This is a genomic window from Marinobacter vulgaris, from assembly GCF_003344045.1.
In the GTDB taxonomy this organism is placed as follows: Bacteria; Pseudomonadota; Gammaproteobacteria; order Pseudomonadales; family Oleiphilaceae; genus Marinobacter; species Marinobacter vulgaris.
On record NZ_QFWX01000002.1, the window covers coordinates 484461 to 506884 of the forward strand.

17 protein-coding genes and 1 tRNA gene are annotated in these 22424 nt (G+C 60.1%); 11 read left to right on the forward strand and 7 right to left on the reverse strand.

The features are described from left to right. Positions 1-29: 29 nt before the first annotated feature. From aroE to DIT71_RS05485, 5 genes are all read right to left on the reverse strand, one after another. Positions 30-857 (reverse strand): shikimate dehydrogenase, encoded by an 828-nt coding sequence (gene aroE, locus DIT71_RS05465; RefSeq protein WP_114612190.1) that lies wholly within the window; start codon positions 855-857, stop codon positions 30-32. Next, the gene (gene hemF, locus DIT71_RS05470; RefSeq protein ID WP_114612191.1) at positions 847-1776 is read right to left on the reverse strand and encodes an oxygen-dependent coproporphyrinogen oxidase; all 930 of its coding nucleotides are present in this window, start codon (positions 1774-1776) and stop codon (positions 847-849) included. The genes aroE and hemF overlap by 11 nt, the downstream gene beginning before the upstream one ends. 8 nt (positions 1777-1784) lie before the next feature. Further along, positions 1785-2360, reverse strand: coding sequence for an L-threonylcarbamoyladenylate synthase (locus DIT71_RS05475; protein WP_114612192.1), 576 nt, complete (start codon positions 2358-2360; stop codon positions 1785-1787). A 25-nt stretch (positions 2361-2385) separates the two neighbouring features. Then, positions 2386-3564 (reverse strand): DNA-processing protein DprA, encoded by a 1179-nt coding sequence (gene dprA / locus DIT71_RS05480; protein WP_199490954.1) that lies wholly within the window; start codon positions 3562-3564, stop codon positions 2386-2388. Between the two features lie 154 nt (positions 3565-3718). After that, the gene (locus tag DIT71_RS05485) at positions 3719-4735 is read right to left on the reverse strand and encodes a LysM peptidoglycan-binding domain-containing protein (protein ID WP_114612193.1); all 1017 of its coding nucleotides are present in this window, start codon (positions 4733-4735) and stop codon (positions 3719-3721) included. Between the two features lie 374 nt (positions 4736-5109). On the opposite strand from DIT71_RS05485, the gene def reads away from it, so the two are divergent. From def to DIT71_RS05520, 7 genes are all read left to right on the forward strand, one after another. Continuing rightward, entirely contained in the window at positions 5110-5613 is a 504-nt protein-coding gene (def, locus tag DIT71_RS05490; protein ID WP_114612194.1) for a peptide deformylase, read from the forward strand. A gap of 77 nt (positions 5614-5690) precedes the next feature. After that, positions 5691-6626 carry a methionyl-tRNA formyltransferase gene (gene fmt / locus DIT71_RS05495; protein ID WP_114612195.1) on the forward strand — a complete coding sequence of 312 codons (936 nt, stop codon included), beginning with the start codon at positions 5691-5693 and terminating at the stop codon, positions 6624-6626. After that, on the forward strand, positions 6627-7928 hold the full coding sequence (rsmB, locus tag DIT71_RS05500; protein ID WP_114612196.1) for a 16S rRNA (cytosine(967)-C(5))-methyltransferase RsmB: 1302 nt from the start codon (positions 6627-6629) through the stop codon (positions 7926-7928). After that, entirely contained in the window at positions 7925-9328 is a 1404-nt protein-coding gene (trkA, locus tag DIT71_RS05505) for a Trk system potassium transporter TrkA (protein WP_114612197.1), read from the forward strand. Before rsmB ends, trkA begins: the two co-directional genes overlap by 4 nt. A gap of 126 nt (positions 9329-9454) precedes the next feature. Then, a complete protein-coding gene (glyQ, locus tag DIT71_RS05510; RefSeq protein WP_114612352.1) occupies positions 9455-10474 on the forward strand; it encodes a glycine--tRNA ligase subunit alpha in 1020 nt (339 codons plus the stop codon). Between the two features lie 2 nt (positions 10475-10476). Continuing rightward, entirely contained in the window at positions 10477-12558 is a 2082-nt protein-coding gene (gene glyS, locus DIT71_RS05515) for a glycine--tRNA ligase subunit beta (protein ID WP_114612198.1), read from the forward strand. Positions 12559-12618: 60 nt separating this feature from the next. Then, positions 12619-12695 (forward strand) — tRNA-Pro (locus tag DIT71_RS05520). Between the two features lie 45 nt (positions 12696-12740). On the opposite strand, the gene DIT71_RS05525 is transcribed toward DIT71_RS05520, so the two are convergent. Beyond that, a complete protein-coding gene (locus DIT71_RS05525) occupies positions 12741-14318 on the reverse strand; it encodes an FAD-binding oxidoreductase (RefSeq protein WP_114612199.1) in 1578 nt (525 codons plus the stop codon). A gap of 113 nt (positions 14319-14431) precedes the next feature. Here DIT71_RS05525 and DIT71_RS05530 point away from each other — a divergent pair, with 113 nt between their 5' ends. Beyond that, the gene (locus DIT71_RS05530) at positions 14432-16822 is read left to right on the forward strand and encodes a sensor domain-containing phosphodiesterase (RefSeq protein WP_114612200.1); all 2391 of its coding nucleotides are present in this window, start codon (positions 14432-14434) and stop codon (positions 16820-16822) included. Positions 16823-16925: 103 nt separating this feature from the next. Further along, the gene (locus tag DIT71_RS05535) at positions 16926-17654 is read left to right on the forward strand and encodes a Crp/Fnr family transcriptional regulator (RefSeq protein ID WP_227537960.1); all 729 of its coding nucleotides are present in this window, start codon (positions 16926-16928) and stop codon (positions 17652-17654) included. Positions 17655-17666: 12 nt separating this feature from the next. Here DIT71_RS05535 and DIT71_RS05540 read toward each other — a convergent pair whose 3' ends face one another. Beyond that, positions 17667-19022 carry a diguanylate cyclase domain-containing protein gene (locus DIT71_RS05540; RefSeq protein ID WP_319921917.1) on the reverse strand — a complete coding sequence of 452 codons (1356 nt, stop codon included), beginning with the start codon at positions 19020-19022 and terminating at the stop codon, positions 17667-17669. Between the two features lie 254 nt (positions 19023-19276). Between DIT71_RS05540 and DIT71_RS05545 the strand changes: the two genes are divergently transcribed. Both DIT71_RS05545 and DIT71_RS05550 read left to right on the forward strand, forming a co-directional pair. Next, complete coding sequence (locus DIT71_RS05545) at positions 19277-19879, forward strand: PAS domain S-box protein (protein ID WP_114612202.1); 603 nt, start codon at positions 19277-19279, stop codon at positions 19877-19879. 8 nt (positions 19880-19887) lie between these two features. After that, positions 19888-22407, forward strand: coding sequence for a chemotaxis protein CheB (locus tag DIT71_RS05550; RefSeq protein WP_227537961.1), 2520 nt, complete (start codon positions 19888-19890; stop codon positions 22405-22407). Positions 22408-22424 lie beyond the last annotated feature (17 nt).

Below are 22424 nucleotides of genomic sequence, written 5' to 3' on the forward strand. Positions count from 1 at the left end.
TGAGCATAGTCCATGCGCCCGACCTGAGCTCAGTCGTTGCGCAATTCGTCGATCACCGGCCGGGTATCCGGGCTGACGCCACGCCATAGCCGGAACGACTCAGCCGCCTGCTCGACCAGCATGCCCAGGCCGTCAAATACCCGCGTAGCCCCCTGGTCCAGCGCCCACTGATTGAACGTGGTGGTCTGCAGAGAATACATCATGTCGTAGATGACCGTGTCGGCACCGATCACATTTGCGGACACCGGTGGCAGGTCACCCTGCAGGCTGGCACTGGTGCCGTTGATAATGATATCGAAGGGCTCACACGGCTGCTCGAACCCGCAGGCGTCCAGGGAGGTATCGCCGGCCACGGCTGCAAACAGCGTAACCAGTGCTTCGGCTTTCGCGACCGTGCGGTTGGCAATGACCAGGGCCGCGGGCTTCTCCGCCAGTATCGGCCCCAGCACGCCACGCACGGCACCGCCAGCGCCCAGCACCAGGATACGCCTGCCCGCCAGGCTGATTCCATGATTGGCCGTCAGGTCGGTCACCAGGCCCTTGCCATCGGTGTTATCAGCAATCAGTAACCCCTCACGGTCCTGGTACAGGGTGTTGGCAGCACCGGCCAGTTGCGCCCGTTCGGTACGCCGGTCCGCCAGCTCCCAGGCCTCCTGCTTGAAAGGCACTGTCACGTTCAGCCCCTTGCCGCCACGCTGGAAGAAGCCGGTGGCCGTGCCGGCAAAATCGTCTTCCGGCGCCTGGATCGCGGTGTATTCCAGCTGTTCGCCAGTCTGGCTGGCAAACAGGTTGTGAATACGGGGGGATTTACTGTGGCTGATGGGGTTGCCCACCACCGCGTACAGATCATTGTTCATTGGCAACCTCCAGCCAGTCCTTTCCAGTAAGAAAATGCTCTGTCAGCCGCGCCTCTTCCGAGCCCGGCTGCGGCACATAACTGTACTCCCAGCGCACCAGCGGGGGTAATGACATCAGAATGGATTCGGTACGGCCCCCGGACTGCAGGCCAAACAGGGTGCCGCGGTCGTAGACCAGGTTGAATTCCACGTAACGGCCCCGGCGATAAAGCTGGAAATCACGTTCACGGTCGCCCCAGGGGAGCGCCTTGCGACGCTGCACAATCGGTTCGTAGGCCTCGATGAAACTGTCGCCCACAGACTGCATCAGGGCGAAATCCCGGTTAAAGTCGCCGGTGTTGTGGTCATCGAAAAACAGGCCGCCCACGCCCCGGGGCTCGTCCCGGTGCTTGAGGTAGAAGTAGTCATCGCACCAGTGCTTGTAATCGCGATACATCTGCTCACCGAAAGGGTCGCAGGCCGCCTTTGCAACCCGATGCCAGTGCACGCAGTCCTCATCGAAGCCGTAGTAGGGGGTGAGATCATAACCACCGCCAAACCAGTACACCGGCTCGGCATTTGCCGGGGTCGCCACAAAGAACCGTACGTTGGCATGGGACGTGGGAACGTAGGGATTGAAGGGGTGCAGCACCAGGGACACGCCCATGGCCTGCCAGGGCGCGCCCGCCAGATGCGGCCGGTGGGCGGTGGCCGAAGCCGGCATGGTATCGCCCATGACGTGGGAGAAATTGACCCCACCTTTCTCGAAAACGTCACCGTCGGTAATCACGCGGCTGACGCCACCGCCACCTTCCGGCCGGTCCCAGGTGTCGGTGTCAAAACGGCCCTTGCCATCCACCGCGGCCAGCCGTTGGCAAATACTTTCCTGCAGTGCAAGCAGGTACTGTTTGACCGCGTTGCTGTCGGGTTGCTGTGGCATGGGGTCTCCTAACGCAGTTGTTTTCCGCTGACAATATCAATGATACGGCTGGGTTGACGATTACCGCCCAATGCTCCCGGCACCAGCCAGTCCAGCTGCCCCTCGAAGTACCGGCGCACCTGCCAGGAGGTTCGTGCCGGCTGACGGCCGGCGGGGTTGCAGGAGGTCGATACCAGCGGGAAGCCAGCAGTTTCGCACAAAGCACGCACCACCGGGTGATCACTGACACGCACCGCAATGGAGCTGTGCCGTCCTCTTACCTGATCCGGGATCTGCTTCCGCACATCCGGTAACAGGCAGGTCACCGGGCCGGGCCAATAGGCCATGGCCTTGTCCTGCAGCTCCCGCGGCAACGGCTCCAGCAGGAAACCTACCTGATCGACCGAGGCGGCCACAAGGATCACCCCTTTTTCGACCGGCCGCTGTTTGAGTTCAAGAATGCAGTCAACGGCTTCCGCGTTCCAGGGGTCGCAGCCCAGGCCCCAGACCGCTTCGGTGGGATAGGCAATAACGCCGCCACCAAGCAGGGTGCGGCGGGCGCAATGAAGGTGCCAGTCAGACAGGGGTTGCTGTGGTGTTTTCATGGGATCATCAGGTCACTGATACAGCTCAGGCAATCCGCTGGAACCCTCCCGGTGCAGCATCCACCAGCCCCTGGAGCTCCAGAAGCAGCAGCGACTGCATCAGCTGGTCGGCGGGGAGGCCTGTCACTGAACATAAGTCATCGGTTGATTGCAGATCATACCCTAAAGCCTCCAGAACCGCGATTTCCCGCGGCTCCAGTGCCGCCAATCCCGGGTTTTCCGGTTTCTTCCGCGATGCCGTGTCGGTCGCTTCCCCCGGACCCTGGTCGCTCCACCAGGTGCCCAGTTCCTCACAGATGTCGTCAACCGTCTCCACCAGTTTTGCCCCCTGGCGGATCAGCTCGTGGCAGCCACGGGCCAGGGGGTTATGCACGGAACCGGGAATGGCAAAGACCTCCCGTCCCTGTTCCAGCGCCAGACGCGCGGTGATCAGCGAGCCGCTCCTCAGCCCTGCTTCCACCACCAGGATACCCCGACTCAGGCCGCTGATAATCCGGTTTCGCCGGGGGAAATGGCCCGCCTTGGCAGCCGTGCCCGGCGGGTACTCAGAAACAATAACGCCTTCCGCGGCGATGCGTGCACTGAGGGTGCGGTGGCGATAGGGGTAGGGCCGGTCAACGCCGTTGCCAATGACGGCCACGGTTGCAAAGCCGGCATCCAGGGCCCCGGAGTGGGCAGCGCCATCCACACCCAGAGCCAATCCACTGGTCACCAGCAGCCCTTTTCTGCCCAGTGCGGCAGCGAAGGAGCGGGCATGTTCCAGTCCGGCCCGGGTCGCATTGCGGCTGCCAACAATACCGATCTGCTCCCGCCCCAGAAGAGTCCGGTCACCACGCAGATACAGCACCAGTGGTGGATCCTGGATATGCTTCAACGGCTCAGGGTAATCCGCATCTGCCAGGGTCAGAATATCGGTTCCGGTTCTCGCGCAATCCCGATAAAGGGTCTCTGCTTCGGCAACCACTGGGTGGGCGGTATTCTGCCGACGCCAGGCGTCCAGGGCTTCGATAGCTTCCGCCGCCAACCCCAGTGATTTCAATGTGGCGGAATTACCGGTCAGTAACACCTGAAAATCCGCAAACTGTTCGAGTATGGCCTGCTGGCGGCGGGCGCCGAATTTGGGCAGGCAGGACAGCAGCAACCAGAATCCGGTTTGCGACTGGAACAGGTCCGGCTTGGGGCGGGCAGAGGTCGTTGCGGGCATGGCGCATCCTTCCATGGATCAGAAACGGGTCACGGGGCTCGCCTTCCTGGCGAAGCCGGTTCGAATTATGCCATTAAAAAGGAGCCGGCGAAGCGGCTCCTTTTTAATCAACATCGTCTTTGACGGGCATCCTACTGCGTCGACCGTCAGGCCATCAGGGGTTGGTCACCTTGTCACCAACCGACAGCGGGCGCGTAGCCTGCAGAACCAGACCATAGCTCATCTTTTCATAGGTCTGGAAGATCATCAGCAGGCCGGCACGCTCAGAGGGCAGCTCAATGGTTTCATTGGTAACCGGATCCCGCACCAGGTTGCCGGCCTTCAATACCGCCATGACGTTGCCGGCCTCCAGGCCTTCACGGTCGCCGCGGTTGATGGCAACCACATCGTACTGGCCAATCTGGCTAACGCCGCCTTCAACCGAAATCATCTCGCCTTCGATATCACTGTCCGGTGAGCTGGGCACAAAGCTGGTGGTGATCCGACGGTCTTCACCCACCAGCAGGCGGTCGCCGATTCGCACTTCTTCGTTGGACTTTTTCAGGCTGAGGGTCAGTACATCGCTGTTTTCCGCAACGACCTCTCCACGGGCAATGCTGCGCGCTTCCAGACCCAGGAACTCACCTGTTTGAGGATCGCGGAACTCCTTGCTGCGCCGGAAAATACCCACGTTGTTGGCAGGCTTCTGACCACGGGCGTAAATGCGGTCACCGGCACCCATGATGATGCGGCCATCCTCGCCTTCAAGGACGTAAGGGGCCCCGTTCAGCTCCTCCACGTCAACAATCCGGGTATCCGAGAGGAAACTGCTGATAGCGTCCAGCGGTATGGCGGGAATCGGCGTATCGATTGCCTCGGAGCGAACCTTGGGTGACAGTTTCACCACGCGGTCACTGGAAACCTTGGTGACTCGGGGCTTACCATCGATATAGACTAGGGCCAGTTCATCGCCGGGGTAAATCAGGTGAGGGTTCTGGACCTGTGGATTCACATGCCAGATTTCCGGCCAGTACCAGGGGTTATTCAGAAAACGTGCGGAAATATCCCACAGGGTGTCACCCTTAACGACAGTGTAACGCTCGGGATGATCGGACCTCAGATCCGGGGCGGCCTGGGCCCAGGAGGTTAGCAGCAACATGCTTGCTGCCAGAGCGTACAGCAGTTTCCTCATTATTTAAGTCCTTGATCGCGTGCCTTGAATCGTTGGATTCTGTTCTTGGTATGCAGCCGGTAGCGGGCCTTTTATACCACTACTATAGAAGATGTCTCGCAAATTGTGATGTTATCTTTTGTTCTTCCAGTAAATTCTACGTAACGGTCAAGAGCTTTTAACTATCAACTGATCAGTTTGTACTCAATGAGCGAATTGAGGGATAATAGTGTTTTCAAGAGCAGTAACCCGTTGAAACTGGCTCTTTCATCCCGATCATAATAGCCACGGGATGGAAAAATGCGCAGTACGCTGTCGCATTTCGGAGACAGCATTCACACCGTTACAAAAGATAACGGTGGCAACCAGACACAGAGACCAAAAGTACGAGCGCCATGATACTAGATATTCTCGAATACCCTGACCCCCGCTTGCGCACCATTGCCAAGCCTGTGGATGAGGTAACCGACGAGACCCGCAAGCTGATCGACGACATGTTTGAGACCATGTACGATGCGCCCGGTATTGGCCTCGCGGCCACCCAGGTCAACGTGCACCAGCAGGTCATTGTGATGGACCTGTCCGATGACAGGAGCGATCCGCGGGTATTCATTAACCCGCAGGTGGACGTGCTCGATGGCGAGCTTGAAGAGATGCAGGAAGGCTGCCTGTCCGTGCCGGGCTTTTACGAGGACGTTTCGCGAATCGAGCACTGCATGATCAGGGCCATCGACCGCGACGGCAACCCGTATGAACTGGAAGCCCGTGGACTGCTGGCGGTGTGCATCCAGCACGAAATGGACCACCTCAATGGTAAGCTGTTTGTGGATTACCTGAGTTCACTGAAGCGCACCCGGATTCGCAAGAAACTGGAAAAGCTCCACAAGAAAAGTGCCTGAGTCCGCCAGGACAGCGTCAATCGGGACCGGGTGCAAACCCGGTCTTTTCGTATTCAACGGACCATGGAACGATACCCTTGCGACTTGTTTTTGCCGGCACCCCCGATTTTGCAGCCAGCGCCCTGAAAGCCCTGCTTGCAACCCGCCACCAGGTCGTTGGTGTCTACTCCCAGCCTGACCGCCCCGCCGGCCGTGGCCGCAAGCTGACACCCGGCCCGGTCAAACAGGTGGCCCTGGACGCCAATATTCCCGTGTTTCAGCCCCCGTCCCTGAAAACCCATGAGGCGCAGGAAGAGCTGCGGGCGCTGGATGCCGACGTCATGATCGTGGCGGCCTACGGGCTGATCCTGCCCCAGGCGGTTCTCGATATTCCCCGCCACGGCTGCCTGAACATCCACGCTTCGCTGTTACCCCGCTGGCGCGGCGCTGCCCCGATCCAGCGGGCTATTGCCGCCGGTGACCATGAGACCGGCATCACCATCATGCAGATGGACGCCGGCCTGGACACCGGTGACATGCTGCTGAAGGCCATTACTCCCATTACCGAAGACGATACCGGCGGCAGCCTCCATGACCGTCTCGCCGATCTCGGTGGTGACGCGATCGTGAAAGCGCTGGAGCACCTGGAAAAAGGCGAGCTGCGTGGCGAAGCCCAGAATGACGCCCGGGCCTGCTACGCCAGCAAGCTGAGTAAAGAAGAAGGCCACATCGACTGGACCCTGGACGCACCCTCTATCAGCCGGCTGATCCGTGCCTTTAATCCCTGGCCAGGGACCTACACCGATCTGGACGACCTGCGCATACGCATCCACCAGGCCGAGGTTCTGGAAGATACCAGTGACCGGCACCCCGGCACCGTTATCCGCCGCAGCCGCGAAGGCATCGACATTGCCTGTGGTCTTGAGTCGCTGAGAATCACCCGGCTGCAGTTGTCAGGATCCCGCCCGCAATCGGCCAACGATCTGATCAACGGTGGCAAGGAGATACTGATGCCCGGCCAGGAGCTGCACTGAATGAATGACCGGGGTCAGCCAATGCGGGCCGTGGCCGCCCGTGTTCTGCAATCCGTGGAAAATGGCCAGTCGCTGACCCAATGCCTGCCTCCGGCCCTGAATGACGTCGCCGACAACGAACGCCCGCAACTTCAGGCGCTGTGCTACGGCACCTGCCGCTGGTTTCACCGGCTCGATGCCGAACTGCAGGCGCGCCTGAAAAAGCCACTGCGCAAACCGGACCGGATAGTGCACCACCTGATGCTGGTTGCCCTGTTCCAGCTTCGCTTCAGCCAACAGGCCAGTTACGCGGTGTTGAATGAAACCGTGGAAGCCTGCCGCGGCCTCGACAAGCCTCACCTGACTGGCCTGGTTAACGGCGTCTTAAGAGCCGCAGAGCGGGAGGGCGAGCCGGCCTGGCCTGACGACAGCGCGCGCTTCAGCCATCCCCGCTGGATACTGGAAAAATTGCGCCACAACTGGCCCGATGACTGGCAGGCCATTCTTGATGCCAACAACGCCCAGGCGCCCATGACCCTGCGGGTAAATGCCCGCCGCTTCAGCCGCGATGACTACCTTCAGCTGCTGGCAGACGCCGGCATCGACGCTGCCGCCACGGTGTTTGCACCTTTTGGCATCCAGCTGGCATCGCCCGTGCCGGTGGACCGCCTGCCCTGGTTTGCCGATGGCGCGGTCAGTGTGCAGGACGAAGCGGCCCAGCTCTGTACCACCCTCATGGACCTGGCGCCCGGCCAGCGCGTGCTGGATGCCTGTGCGGCACCGGGGGGCAAAACCTGCGCCATCCTTGAAAGCTGCGCCGACCTGGAGGAAGTGGTTGCCATCGACGAATCCGCTGACCGCCTGCCCCGGGTCGAGGAAAACCTGGAACGGCTGGATCTGGTCGCCACCCTGAAACAGGCGGATGCGGCGGATATTGACCAGTGGTGGGACCAGCGGCCGTTCGACCGTATCCTGCTGGATGTGCCCTGCAGCGCCACCGGCGTGATACGCCGGCATCCGGACATCAAGCTGCTGCGGCGGGAGTCGGACATTGTGCCGTTGGCCAGCATCCAGCTGGGCCTGCTGGGGGCCATGTGGCAGGTACTCGCGCCGGGCGGACGCCTGGTCTATGCCACGTGCTCGGTGTTCCCACAGGAAAATCACCGTATAATCCGTCGATTCCTCAAGCAGCAGAGCGATGCCGTGCTGGTGGAGCCGGAGGTGCTGTGGGGCCGTGACATGGAAACCGGCCGCCAGCTGCTGCCAGATGCTGAAAGCCACGATGGCTTCTTTTACGCCGTGCTGGAGAAACCTGAACCATGAAAATCCTGATTCTCGGCGCCGGGCAGGTCGGCGGAACCCTCGCAGAAAACCTGGCCAACGAGGCCAACGACATTACCGTGATCGACAGCGACAGCGCCCGCCTGCGGGAGCTTCAGGACCGCCTCGATATCCGTACCGTCCAGGGCAAGGCATCGTTTCCAAACGTGTTGCGACAGGCGGGCGCGGAAGACGCCGACATGCTAATCGCCGTCACCAACAGTGATGAAGTCAACATGGTGGCCTGCCAGGTCTCCAAGCTGCTGTACAAAACACCCACCACGATCTGCCGGGTAAGGGCCAATGCCTATCTGGCAAAACCGGGCCTGTTCTACCAGCGCGAACAGAAAAAGGACCTGGACAGCCTGCGGGGCTTCCCTATCGACGTGCTGATCAGCCCCGAACACCTGGTCACCAAACACATTACCCGGTTGATCGAGTATCCGGGCGCGCTGCAGGTGCTGGAATTCTCCAAGGGGCTGACCCAGCTGGTCGCCATTCGCGCAACAGAGGGCGGGCCATTAGTGGGACACGAGCTGTCCTACCTGCGCACACACATGCCCAAAATCGAGACACGGGTTGCCGCGATCTTCCGCAAAGGCCGGGCCATCATGCCCCGGGGCGATACCGTTATCGAAGACGGCGACGAAGTGTTCTTCATTGCCGCCTCGGATCACATCCGTTCGGTGATGAGTGAACTGCAGCCCCTGGAGAAGCCTTACAAGCGCATTTTCATCTGTGGCGGCGGCAACATCGGGCAACGCCTGGCCCACACCCTGGAATCCCGCTTCCAGGTCAAGCTGCTGGAGCGCGACCACGAACGTTGCGTGATGCTGTCCGAAAATCTTCGCAAGACCGTGGTCCTGGAGGGCAACGCCGCCAACAAGGACATACTGCTGGAAGAAAATATCGAGAACACCGACGTATTCTGCGCCGTCACCAACGATGACGAAGCCAACATCATGGCCTCGCTGCTGGCCAAGCGCCTGGGCGCCCGCAAGGTGCTGACCCTGATCAACAACCCCGATTACGTGGATCTGATCCAGGGCGGCGACATTGATGTCGCCATCTCGCCCCAGCAAACCACCATCGGCAGCCTGCTCACACACGTCCGGCGAGGCGACGTAGTAAACGTTCACTCACTGCGCAGAGGCGCGGCGGAGGCCATTGAAGCCATCGCTCACGGCGACCACCGCTCCTCCAAGGTGGTGGGAAAACGCCTCGATGAGATCAATCTGCCGGAAGGCACCACCATCGGCGCCATTGTCCGCCACAACGAGGTTCTCATCGCCCATGACCACCTGCGCATACAGCCTGATGACCACGTCATCCTGTTCCTGGTCGACAAGACCCGGATACGGGATGTGGAAAAACTTTTCCAGGTGGGGCTGACCTTCTTCTAGCACAACAGCAGGCATTCGAACCGAACTTAGAAATACGCGATTCGCAGGCGTATAATGCCCCTTTTTTCAGAGTGCCCCGGCCAGATGCCGGGGCGCCACACACAGACTGACCAGCAGGCAAACGTCGTGACAGACAAGGCAACTTCCGCAAATACGCCGGATATCAAAACCTTCCAGGGCCTGATTCTCGCCCTGCAGAATTTCTGGGCGCAGCATGGCTGCGTGGTACTCCAGCCCCTGGACATGGAAGTGGGAGCCGGCACTTTTCACCCGGCCACCTTCCTGCGCTCCATCGGCCCGGAAACCTGGAATGCCGCCTACGTTCAGCCCAGCCGCCGCCCAACCGATGGCCGCTACGGCGAGAACCCCAACCGTCTGCAGCATTACTACCAGTTCCAGGTAGTCCTCAAGCCGTCTCCGGACAACATCCAGGAACTGTACCTGGACTCCCTGAAGGCACTGGGCCTGGATCCACTGGTGCACGACATCCGCTTCGTGGAAGACAACTGGGAGTCACCGACACTTGGCGCCTGGGGCCTGGGCTGGGAAATCTGGCTCAACGGCATGGAAGTCACCCAGTTCACCTACTTCCAGCAGGTCGGAGGCCTGGAATGCTTCCCGGTGACCGGCGAGCTCACCTACGGCCTTGAGCGCATTGCCATGTACCTGCAGGGTGTCGACAGCGTCTATGACCTGGTGTGGACAGAAGGCCCGGATGGCGTGGTCACCTACGGTGACGTGTTCCACCAGCAGGAGGTGGAGATGTCCACCTACAACTTCGAGCACGCCGATACCGAATTCCTGTTCCACAGCTTTGATGTCCATGAGCGTGAGAGCGCCCGGCTGATCGACGCCGGCCTCGCACTGCCGGCTTACGAACAGGTACTCAAGGCCTCCCACACTTTCAACCTGCTGGATGCGCGGCACGCCATTTCTGTGACCGAGCGCCAGCGGTTCATCCTGCGGGTTCGCACCCTGGCCCGTGCCGTGGCCCAGGCGTATTTCGACAGCCGCCGCAAGCTTGGCTTTCCGCTCGCACCGGAAGCGTTGCGCAAGGAAGTACTGGCCGCAGCCGACGCCGCCGATGAGAAAGGCAGCAAGGGCAAGAAAGCGAAAAAAGCTCAGCAGGAAAAGGGAAACGCATAATCATGGCAACACAGGATTTTCTGGTCGAACTGGGCACCGAAGAGCTGCCCCCCAAGGCACTCAAGCCGCTGTCTGACGCGTTCACCCGCGGCATTACCAAAGGCCTGGAAGAGGCCGGTATCCGCTTTGGCAAGGTTGAGGCCTTTGCCGCGCCACGTCGGCTTGCGGTGCGGGTTCGTAACCTGGAAGACGCACAGCCCGACAAACCCGTGGAGAAACGCGGCCCGGCAGTAAAAGCCGCCTTCGACGACTCCGGCAACCCTACCCGGGCCCTGACCGGCTTCGCCACCTCCCTGGGGGTGACGCCAGACCAGCTCGATACCCTGGAAACTGACAAGGGTGCCTGGGTGATCTACCGCACCATTGAGCAGGGCCGCCCCTCCGTAGAGCTGATGCCGGAACTGGTGGACCAGTCCCTGGCCGCGCTGCCCATCCCCAAACGCATGCGCTGGGGTGCCCACCGCACTGAATTCGTGCGGCCGGTCCACTGGGCCATCATGCTGTTCGGCAACAAGGTGATCGAATCCCCGATCATGGGGCTGACGCCGGGCAATAAGACCCGTGGCCACCGGTTCCACTGCCCCAAGTCGCTGATTGTGCCCACTCCCGGTGACTACGAAGTGGTATTGCGCCAGGAAGGCTACGTGATTGCCGATTTCGCCGAGCGCCGCGAGCAGATTCGCGACGGCGTCAATACCATCGCCAGACACGAAGCCGGCGGCCAGGCAGTGATCGATGAAGACCTGCTGGACGAAGTCACCGCCCTCAACGAATGGCCGGTACCGCTGATGGGGCGCTTCGAGGAACGCTTCCTCGATGTGCCCGCCGAGGCGCTGATTTCCTCGATGAAGGAACACCAGAAGTATTTCCACGTGGTCTCGGCAGACGGCAAAATGCTCCCGCTGTTCATCACCGTGGCCAATCTGGAGAGCAAGGATCCCAGCCAGGTGATCTCCGGTAACGAGAAGGTTATCCGCCCACGCCTGGCGGATGCCGCCTTCTTCTACGACACCGATCGCAAGACCCGGCTGGAAGACCGTATCGAGCAGCTCAAGCCGATCGTGTTCCAGGACAAGCTTGGCAGCCTCTACGACAAGTCCGTGCGGGTTGCCGCCCTGGCGAGGAAAATCGCCGGCGCCATCGGCAGCAATCCGCTGCTGGCGGAGCGCGCCGCCATGCTGGCCAAGACCGACCTGGTCACCGAGATGGTGCTGGAGTTCACCGATCTTCAGGGCATCATGGGCCAGTACTACGCCGCCAATGACGGTGAACACGAAGACGTGGCCAGCGCGCTGAACGAACAGTACATGCCACGCTTTGCCGGCGACGACCTGCCTGCCACACTGACCGGCTGTGCCGTGGCTATCGCTGACCGTATTGATTCCCTGGTGGGCCTGTTCGGCATCGACCAGCCACCGTCCGGCACCCGCGACCCCTTCGGCCTGCGTCGCGCGTCCCTGGGTGTTCTGCGCATCATCATCGAACGGGAACTGCCGCTGGACCTGCAGACCCTGTGCGAATGGGCAGAAGCGGAGCACAACAGCATGACCGAGGCCAACGTCGCTGACACGGTGGTGGACTACATGCTGGAGCGTTTCCGCGCCCACTATGAAGAGCAGGGGATCAATGCCGAGGTCTACCTGGCCGTGCATGCCCGCCGTCCCACACGCCCGCTGGACTTCGACCGCCGCGTGAAAGCCGTGGAAGCCTTCCGCCAGCTCCCGGAATCCCTGGCCCTGGCCGGAGCCAACAAGCGGGTGTCCAACATCCTCACCAAGCAGGGTGGCGACAGCATTGGTGAAACCATCGATACCGACCTGCTGCAGGACAAGGCGGAAATCGCCCTGGCAGAACAGATCCGCCAGCAGGCCGAAAAGGTGCTGCCACTGTTCGAGAAGGGCGACTACGCCACGGCGCTGAGCTCCCTGGCCAGCCTGCGGGAACCGGTGGACAACTTCTTTGATGAAGTGATGGTCATGGCCGACGACGAGGCCGTGCGCAACAACCGCCTGGCCATGCTCAACCTGCTGCGGAACCTGTTCCTGCGGGTGGCGGACATCTCGGTACTGCCGACCGCCGGCTGACGGGAATGCGAGAGGGGGCTGGTAAATAACCACTTAATCCGTATAATACCGGCCGTTGATCGGCGTGTGGCGCAGCTTGGTAGCGCACTTCGTTCGGGACGAAGGGGTCGCAGGTTCGAATCCTGCCACGCCGACCAGATCCTATCTGAGTCTTTCCCGTATCTTTTGTCCTTCAGACACCCTTATATCAACACTCCCGGATTCAGCATCCCCCCGGGATCCAGTGTCTGCTTTGTCCCTCGCAACACCTCCGCAAACAGCTCCGGCCTCTGGCGGTCATAGCCCGGGCGATGATCACGGCCCACGGCGTGGTGATGAGTAACAGTGCCGCCCAGGTCGATCAGGGTTTCCATCACCGCCAGCTTGATGTCGTCCCACTGTTTCACCTGGTCGCCGCGCCGGCCCGGCGCGATTACGGTGTAGTAGGGCGCCGGGCCATCGGGGTAGACATGGGTGAAGCGACAGGTGACCAACGCCTTGCCGCAGATCTCCCGGGTCACCCTGTTTACGGTTTCCATGACGCCCCGGTGGAACTCTTCGAACCTGTCCCAGGTTATGGCGGTTTCGAAGGTTTCCGCCACCAGTCCCAGGCGGATCAGGGCGTCCCGCATGTAGGGGGCGCGGATAAACTGCTGGCGCCAGTCGCCGGCCTGGTCCTTGTCCGGCGTCTGTTCCCGGTTGGCCTGAACCACTCCGCCCGCCTCAGCGACGATTTCCAGGGCCCGCTGCATCCACGCGTCCAGCGGATGATCGGCAGATTCGAAGCCGATTATCAGTAAGTGCTTACCTCCACTTCCAATGCCGTTAATCATGGCTTCCCGGGCATCGATGAGCCGGCAATTGGTGGGAAAAAGACCGGACTGGGAGAGCCTGCAAACCGCGTCCGCGCCGGCAAGGAAATCGCCAAAATGGATGGTGCGGGTGGCCCGGAATTCCGGCCTCGCCTGCAAGCGCATCCAGGCAGAGGTCACAAAACCGAGCGTACCCTCGGAGCCCAGGACCAGCCGGTCCGGCGAAGGCCCCGCCCCTGAACCGGGCAACCGCCGGGTTTCCAGGGCGCCTCTGGGGGTCACCAACCGGGTGGATTCCACCAGGTCATCGATGTGGGTGTAAAGCGTGGCAAAATGGCCGCCGGAGCGGGTGGCGATCCACCCGCCCAAGGTCGAGAACTCGAATGACTGGGGAAAATGCCGCAGGGTATAGCCGTGGGGCCGCAGGCCATCTTCAAGGGCCGGTCCATAGATGCCACCTTCGATATGGGCCGCGCGGGAGCGTTGATCCACTTCAATAATGCGGTTGAAATGCTCCATATCAACGGTAACCGTGCCTGCCCAGTCGCCCTCATAGCGCGGTTCGGTACCGCCCACCACGCTGGAACCGCCGCCGTAGGGAATCACCGCAGCGCCACTGCGGCTGGCATAGTCCAGTACGTCTAGAAGTTCCTGTTCAGTGGAGGGACGGGCGATCAGGTCCGGGGCGCAGCGGTAATCCCCATCCAGGCCCCGCACAATGTCCCGGAATGATTTGCCGTAGGTGTGGCTGGCCCGGTCCCGCCGGTCCGTTGACATCATTGGCGCCAGGGATTGAGGAACCTGCAACCGCGGTTCCGGCATAGCCAGATCTGCCAGAACCGGCGGCTCCTGACAGGTCAGTTCCAAGTTTCCAAACTGCATGCCGACCATCTGGCGCAACTGGCTGATCTGACGGTCATTGAATGCGCTGTCTTCGTTACCCCAGCCCCAGAAATTGCGTTTTGTCATGGACATTTCCCGGTTATTGTTTTGCCTTCAGTCTAGTGCAAGAGGATAGTGAGCGACATTCAAGAACTCACCGGCACTTCAGGGTGATGCGGCGCTATGACGGAGACTGGTAGATGACCACCACGAACATCGAAAAACGCAGGCTCGCCGCGCTTGAGCGCCTGGGTATTCTCGACACCCCGCCGGAGGAGCGCTTCGAACGGCTGACGAGAATTGCTAAACAGCATTACCGCGTAAAGACCGCCCTGTTTTCAGTACTGGATGAAGACCGCCAATGGTTTAAATCCCGCCAGGGCCTGGATGTCTCGGAAACACCCCGTTCCATTGCCTTCTGCGACTACGCCATCCAGCAGGACAAGGCCCTGGTGGTGGAGGACGCCACTGCGGACCCGCGTTTCAACACCAATCCCCTGGTTACCGGCAAGCCGTTTATCCGCTTCTACGCCGGCATGCCCGTCCGCGAGCCCAGTGGTTTCAAAATAGGCACCCTCTGCATTATTGATGATAAACCCCGGCAATTTACCGGTATTGACCTGGATATACTGCGCAGTCTGTCGAGCATTATCGAGGATGAGCTGGAGCACTCCTTTCTGGCGGCAGACGATCAGGAATATGTGCGCGTGTCACATCTCAGCCGGGCCATACACCGGGCACAGAACGTTTTCCTGACCAGCGACAATGAACGCGAGGCGTTCGAGCAGATGCTCAGCGACCTGTTGGCACTGACCGGAAGCCAGTTCGGATTTATCGGTGAAGTGCTTCGACGTGACGATCAGACGCCCTACCTCAAGATCGGCGCGATCACCAATATCGCCTGGAGCCCGGAAACCCAGGCGCTCTACCAGGAAGTGGAGAGACGGGGCCTGATTTTCGATCGCCTGGATAACCTCATGGGCCAGCCCATGGTAACCGGCGATGTTATCATCTCCAGCGACCTCGCCGCCGACCCCCGCAGTGGCGGGCTGCCTGATGGCCACCCTCCCATCACCTCCTATATCGGTATACCGGTGTTTTCCGGCGACGAGGAAATTGGCCTGATCGGCCTTGCCAATCGGATAGGTGGCTTCACCCCAAGGCTGGCCGAGGAACTGGAACCACTGCTGCAGACCGTGGGCAACCTGATAGAGCGCAAACAGCTCTATCAGGAGAAACGCGACCATCAGAAAAGTCTGGAACAGGCGGCGAACTACGATGTCCTCACCGGCCTGCCCAACCGGCGCCGGCTGACAGAGCTGTTTGAACAGGAACTGCACGAGGCCAATTCACGAAACGGCCTGGTTTCTGTCTGCTTTATTGACCTGGACGGCTTCAAGGACATCAACGACGAGCTCGGCCATGCGGTGGGCGACGCCGTGCTCAGGTCCGTGGCCGAGCGCCTGCTGTCGAATGTGCGGCTACACGATGTCGTGGCCCGGCTCGGAGGCGACGAATTCGTCGCCATTCTGCGGGATGTCGACGACGAGCGGGTGTACGCGCGCTTGCTGGAGTCCATCGGCAAGCCCATCAGTTACAAACACCACATACTCCAGATATCCGGCAGTATGGGCGTCACTGTCTACCCGCACGACGACGCCGATGCCGACCTGCTGATACGCCATGCCGACCAGGCCATGTATGCGGCCAAGGAGAGCGGCAAGAACAGCTACACGCTGTTTGACCTGGATTCCCATTTTTCCCGCAAACAGCGGGTAAAGGTTATCGAACAGATCGGCGATGCCCTCAGCTCTGGCCAGCTTGAGCTTCATTACCAGCCGAAAATTCATCTGACCCAACGTCGCCTCGAGGGCTTCGAGGCACTGATCCGCTGGAACCATCCGGACAAGGGTCTGCTGGGCCCCGTCCATTTCCTGGACCACATCGAGTACACGGAGTACGCCCGCAGTGTCGGAAACTTTGTTATTCGCGAAGCGATAGAGCGCCTGCGGGAGTTTGCAGAAAAGCGGCTGCCCTACACCCTGAGTGTGAACCTCAGCCCTTCCCACTTTCTCGGTCCCGATTTCCGGGACGACCTTGCCAGTGCCCTGGGCGATGCGCCCCGCGACATCCGCTCCCGCCTGATTCTGGAAGTTCTCGAGACCACTGCCCTGGATGATACCGACAAGGTGCTGGATAACCTCCGGGCCTGCCGCGAGCTGGGGGTGGATATTTCACTGGATGATTTCGGCACCGGCTACTCCTCCCTGGACCTTTTCCGCCGCCTGCCGGCCCAGGAGATCAAGATCGACAAGTCCTTCGTCATGGACATGCTGGACAACAACGACAACTCGATGATCGTAAGTGCCATTGTCAGCCTGTCACAGAGCTTTCAGCGCCGCCTCGTCGCGGAGGGCATTGAATCGGCTGCGGTGGAAGCTAAACTGATAGAGCTCGGATGCCAGTTGGGGCAGGGCTTTTTCTACAGCAGGCCAGTACCGCTGGAAAACGCCCTGGAATGGGCAGAAAATTTTACCTGGAACAATCGATCCAACAGTCTCGAGCCGTTCACTCCCATTACCCCTTCTTAATGTTCAGGCATTAGAAGATTTCGGCCATTCTGATATTGTCTCAACCCGGATGCATGTTTTATGTTAGCGTGTTGCACCGATTAACGGTGGCTCCGCCAGGGAGGTGGCCTTGACCGATTCATCAGTCTCCTACGAACAGAATCGTCTTCTGGCCGCATTGCCGGCCAGTGCCAAGGCGCGGATTTTCCCGCGCCTCAAACTGATCGAAATGAAGCTCGGCGACGTGATTTACGAATCCGACCAGTCCATCGAGTTTGTCTATTTCCCCACCAACTCCATCGTGTCGCTGCTTTATGTCATGACGAACGGCTCGTCCGCCGAAATTTCCGTGGTGGGCAACGAGGGTATGGCCGGTATCGCGGTATTCATGGGGGTGGACAGTACCCCCAGCAGAACGGTCGTGCAAAGCAGAGGGTTCGCTTACCGGATGCCGGCCGAGGAACTCAAGACCGAATTCGACAACAGTCCCGAGGTGCGGGTGCTGACACTGCGCTATACCCAGGCGCTGATCACCCAGATGTCCCAGACGGCGGTGTGTAACCGCCATCATTCCATTGACCAGCAGCTGTGCCGGTGGCTGCTGTTATCCCTCGACCGCTTGCAGAGCAACGAGCTGACCATGACCCAGGAGCTGATTGCCAACATGCTGGGTGTGCGTCGTGAGGGTGTTACCGAAGCTGCCAGCAAACTGCAGAAGCTGGGGATAATCGAATATCATCGCGGCCACATTACCGTGCTGGACCGCCCGGGCCTCGAGGCCCTCAGCTGTGAGTGCTACGGCGTGGTCAGGCGGGAAACCGAGCGCCTGACCACAGGCTATTCCAGTTACTGAACCACGGACTGTCTATCGGCTCACAAGCCGCGGCGCCGAGTGCCCTGCGGCAGGCTTCTGATTCAGCTCCTTGGCCCGGTACATGGCCATATCCGCTTTTTTCAGCAACTCATCGATGGTCTCGCCATGATCGGGATACACGCTCACGCCAATGCTGAGCTGAAGAGTCATCCCCTGGCCACCGATAACCACCGGCTCTGCAACGGTTTCACGTATTTTGTCGGCAACGGCGAAGGCGTGATCTGGCTGGGCGATTTCGCTTAACAACACCACGAACTCATCGCCACCGTAGCGGCAGACGGTATCCGTTGTCCTGACGCACGCCTTCAGTTTACGGGCCAGTTCAACCAGCAGCCGGTCGCCGCTGTCATGGCCGAGCACGTCATTGATACCCTTGAAACCGTCGAGGTCAATGAACAGCAGGCCCATCTGTTTGTCATGCCGCCTTGCCAGAGCCCGGGACTGCTCGAACCGCTCGTAAAAAGCGTTGCGGTTGTGGAGGCCGGTCAGCGCATCGTGGTGTGCCAGGTACTCCATGCGGGTGGTGGTTTCCCGGGAGAAGCGGGCATCGTGGAATACAATCACGGCTCCGGTAATCACCCCATAGCGGTTGCGTATCGGCGCCGCCGAGTCCTCAATCGCCAGCGCCACGCCGTCTTTAGCCACCAACAATGCGTCAGCTTCCAGAGCCACAATGCTGTCAGACTGAATGGCACGCTGGGCGGGATCGGCCACGGGCTGGTGGGTATCAGCATCCATCACCTGGAAAACCTCGTTCAAGGGCCGTCCGATGGCCTCCTCGCGGCTGAATCCGGTCAGTGTCTCTGCGACGCCATTCATATAGACAATACGGCCGTCAATATCGGTGCTCAATACCGCATCGCCAATACAGTCCAGGGTCACCTGTGCCCGCTCCTTTTCCTCAAACAGCTGGTCCTCGGCCTGTTTGCGGCCCCTCTCATGGGCCTTGTAGCTGCTGATATCCTCGATGGTGTGCACATAGCCCAGGTTGGGCAGGTTATCGGTCATCAGCGCCGCGTTGCGGCGGGTCCAGATCACCTCGCCATCCGAACTCTGCAAACGCGCTTCACACATGAAGGACACCTGCCCAAGCAACGCGGCGTTCCAGTGCTGAACCGTTTTTTCATGGTCGTCCGGGTGAATGACCGCACTCCAGTGCGAGCCGGTCAGCTCGTCGTCGGCCCAGCCGCAGAGTTTGCGGTAGGCCTTGTTGCTGTAGAGGCACTTGCCATCCCGATCCGTCACCAGAATACCCAGGGGTAACGCATCACCCAGCGGGATACCGTGAGCCTCTGCACGCTGGCTTCGGTATCCGCTGTCAAGGAAAAAGTCGCTATTTCGCAGCAGGTTCTATTCCCTTTTTTTAGAAAAACCTTCAATCTGACGTTGTGCGAGCCTCAACAACCCGACAACACTCTGTTACAAAGACAATAGACTTCAACCAACAGTCCTTCTGTTCGGTAACGCACACAACAGGTGAGGCTTTTGAAAAACGGCAGAATCTTGCTATTCGGGTGTTCCAAGGTGGCGTAGACTCAATTGACGTAATTTGTGCGCCTGTTTTAAGCGGCGCTTCTGCAAGGCATCTTTAAGGAGGCAGGATGGGTAACAGGCACGGATACCCGACGGTCGAGGGTCATGAACGGCTACGTCAAAGCGCCAGGGACCTGATCGAGCACGGTGTGCCACCGCGCAACCACGGCGGCAGCCTCAGCGTGAGTGCACTTCAGCTGTTGTACGAGCGTGCCGCCAGGCCTGAATCTGCTGGCGACGCCCTCAAACTGCTTCATGAGCTGCAGACCTATCAGGTCGAGCTTGATCTTCTGTATGAACAGCTTCAGGCCAACGAACAGGAACTCAGTGAGGAGCTGGCCCATTACCGGTCGCTCTATGAGCAGGCGCCCGCAGCCTACCTGATCCTGGCCAATGACGGTGCGATTATCGAGGGCAACGAAGCCGCGGGTGTGCTTTTTGATGAGTCCGTCATGAGTCTTGCGGGCAGAACCCTGACGACACTTCTGGCGTCCGGCCAGCAAGCTGCCGTAAACACACTGCTCAGGAACTGCACGGAGCGCGGGGCAGCAGACGGTTCCGTTGAACTTGCGGATCAGCGTTGGCTGACGGTGCGCACCAGGCCGACCGCTTCCGGGGACAGCGTGCTGATGATACTCACTGAAGTCTCGATTCACTCCGCCAGCTTCTGATGCGTATCGTGGGCATTGGCGCCTCCGCTGGCGGGCTGGCGTCCTTCGAAGAGTTTTTCCGCAATACCCCTTGCGATACCGGTATGGCGTTTCTGGTGGTCCAGCACCTGGACCCGACCCAGAAGGCGCTGCTGCCGGAACTCCTGCAACGCTATACCGACATGCCGGTACACGAAGCCGGGCAGAACATGCCCATCCACACGAATTCGGTTTATGTGATCCCGCCGAACCGTGAGCTGCGAGTGCTTGACGGGATCCTGAAGCTGGAGCAGCCTGCGGAAACCCGGGGCCTGCGGCTGCCCATCAATGTGCTGTTTTCATCCCTGGCCAGCGCCCAGAACGAGCGGGCCATTGCTGTCGTGCTCTCCGGCATGGGCTCTGATGGTACTTTGGGCCTGCAGGCCATCAAGGCCACCGGCGGGCTGACCATTGTGGAAACGCCGGACTCGGCCCAGTTTGACGCCATGCCCAAAAGCGCCATAGCGTCAGGCTGCGCGGATATTGTGGCGCCGGCGGGTGAAATACCGAATCGCATCCTGACGTATGTCCGCCGTGTTCCCGAGCCCGGTAAAAGCCCCCATCACGACCGTCAGGCTCTCAGATCTCTGACACAGCTGGACTCGGTCCTCCAGTTGCTACAGAAGCACACCCGCCACGACTTTTCGCTGTACAAACCCTCGACCCTCAATCGGCGGATCGAGCGCCGCATGGCCATCCACGGGCTATCGGATCTGGCCGATTACACCCGTTATCTGGCGGCCAACAAGCAGGAAGTTCAGCTGTTGTTCCGGGAACTGCTGATCGGCGTCACCCAGTTTTTCCGCGACCCCGACACCTGGGACTGCCTGATTGCAACAGCCCTGCCGGAACAGCTCACCGAACAATCGACGGAACACATGCTGCGAGCCTGGGTGGTGGGCTGCTCAACCGGGGAAGAGGCCTATTCGCTGGCCATGGCATATACAGAGGCGCAGGAGGCCACCCATCCTGGGCGGGAGCTGAACCTGCAGATTTTTGCCTCCGACATCAGCCCGGAAGCCATTACCGTGGCCCGGCGCGGGCAATACCCCCTGACCATTGCAGACACCGTGTCGGAGGCCCGGCTGGCGCGGTTTTTCACCAGACACGAGCATTATTACCAGGTGCGGCCATTGATACGGGACAAGGTGCTGTTTGCTACCCACGATGTGATTCTTGATCCTCCCTTCACCAGGCTGGATATGATCAGCTGCCGCAACCTGCTGATTTATTTTGACGTGGCACTGCAGCGGCGGATTCTGCCCCTGTTCCATTACAGCCTTCGGCACAACGGACTACTGATGCTGGGCACCTCAGAAACCATCGGCCGGCTGAATCATCTGTTCGCACCGCTCAAACCCAAACTGCGGCTGTACCGAAGCAAACCCTTCCAATCCGACCGCCACTATGACTTCCTGTTAAGATCCTTCCCAACGATGTCCAGCATGCATAAGGAGCACTCCGTGAGATCCAGCCAGATGCCTCCACCGGAGGCTACCGACAGCCTGCAATCCGCCGCGGATAACGTGCTGTTGCAAGTCTATGCTCCGGCGGCCGTGGTGCTCAACGCGGATGCGGATATCGTTTATATCAGCGGGCGTACCGGCAAGTACCTGGAACCGGCAGCGGGCAAAGCCAATTGGAACATCCATGCCATGGCCCGGAAGGGTCTGCGTGAGCCCCTGTATACTGCTCTGCGCAAGGCCTCGGAGCAGTCAGAATCGGTTGAACTGGCGGGTCTTCCGGTTCAGACCGGCTCCGGCACCCAGGCCGTTGATGTCACCATTCAGGCCCTTCGCGAACCCGACGCCCTCAAGGGCATGACCATGGTGGTATTCCGCGATGCGCCACAAAAGGAGGCTTCCCCGCAACGCAAACCTGCCTCGGCCTCTAAATCGGACTACGCTGCGGAAATCCATCGATACCAGAAGGAAATCGAGAGCCTCCAGAAGCAGGCAAAACATACCCGGGAAGAACTGCAGGCGTCCAACGAGGAGCTGCAGTCCACCAACGAGGAGCTGCAGTCTGCCAATGAGGAACTGACAACCTCGAAAGAAGAAATGCAGTCGATGAATGAAGAACTGCAAACCATCAACACCGAGCTGCAAACCAAGCTGGATGACCTTGCGCTGGCCCAGAGCGATATGCAGAACGTGCTCAACAGCATCGAGATCGCGGTTCTGTTCCTGGACCAGGAGCTGAACGTGCGGCGCTACACGGAGCGGGCCGCATCCATCATCAGCCTGCGGGAAAGCGACATCGGCCGCCCGTTGAGCGACCTGACCACCAGCCTGCGTTACCCGGAGCTGCAGGAAGACGCCCGCAAGACCCTGGACACCCTGGCGGTCAACGAAAAGCAGATTACCACCACCGATGGCCGCTGGTTCTCGGTCAGGATCATACCCTACCGCAGGCTGGACAATGTGATCGATGGCGTGGTGATCACCCTGGTGGATATTACCGGAAGCAAGAATCTGGAATCCTCGTTACGGAAACATCCTTCCGCCTGATCCGTTCTCCCCAACTT

Excerpts from the sequence above, each read along its gene's own strand:
- hemF (WP_114612191.1), bottom strand. The coding sequence starts at position 1,776 with ATGCCACAGCAACCCGACAGCAACGCGGTCAAACAGTACCTGCTTGCA.
- aroE (WP_114612190.1), bottom strand. The coding sequence starts at position 857 with ATGAACAATGATCTGTACGCGGTGGTGGGCAACCCCATCAGCCACAGT.
- trkA (WP_114612197.1), top strand. The coding sequence starts at position 7,925 with ATGAAAATCCTGATTCTCGGCGCCGGGCAGGTCGGCGGAACCCTCGCA.
- dprA (WP_199490954.1), bottom strand. The coding sequence starts at position 3,564 with ATGCCCGCAACGACCTCTGCCCGCCCCAAGCCGGACCTGTTCCAGTCG.
- DIT71_RS05525 (WP_114612199.1), bottom strand. The coding sequence starts at position 14,318 with ATGACAAAACGCAATTTCTGGGGCTGGGGTAACGAAGACAGCGCATTC.
- def (WP_114612194.1), top strand. The coding sequence starts at position 5,110 with ATGATACTAGATATTCTCGAATACCCTGACCCCCGCTTGCGCACCATT.
- DIT71_RS05545 (WP_114612202.1), top strand. The coding sequence starts at position 19,277 with ATGGGTAACAGGCACGGATACCCGACGGTCGAGGGTCATGAACGGCTA.
- rsmB (WP_114612196.1), top strand. The coding sequence starts at position 6,627 with ATGAATGACCGGGGTCAGCCAATGCGGGCCGTGGCCGCCCGTGTTCTG.
- glyS (WP_114612198.1), top strand. The coding sequence starts at position 10,477 with ATGGCAACACAGGATTTTCTGGTCGAACTGGGCACCGAAGAGCTGCCC.
- DIT71_RS05475 (WP_114612192.1), bottom strand. The coding sequence starts at position 2,360 with ATGAAAACACCACAGCAACCCCTGTCTGACTGGCACCTTCATTGCGCC.
- DIT71_RS05485 (WP_114612193.1), bottom strand. The coding sequence starts at position 4,735 with ATGAGGAAACTGCTGTACGCTCTGGCAGCAAGCATGTTGCTGCTAACC.
- DIT71_RS05530 (WP_114612200.1), top strand. The coding sequence starts at position 14,432 with ATGACCACCACGAACATCGAAAAACGCAGGCTCGCCGCGCTTGAGCGC.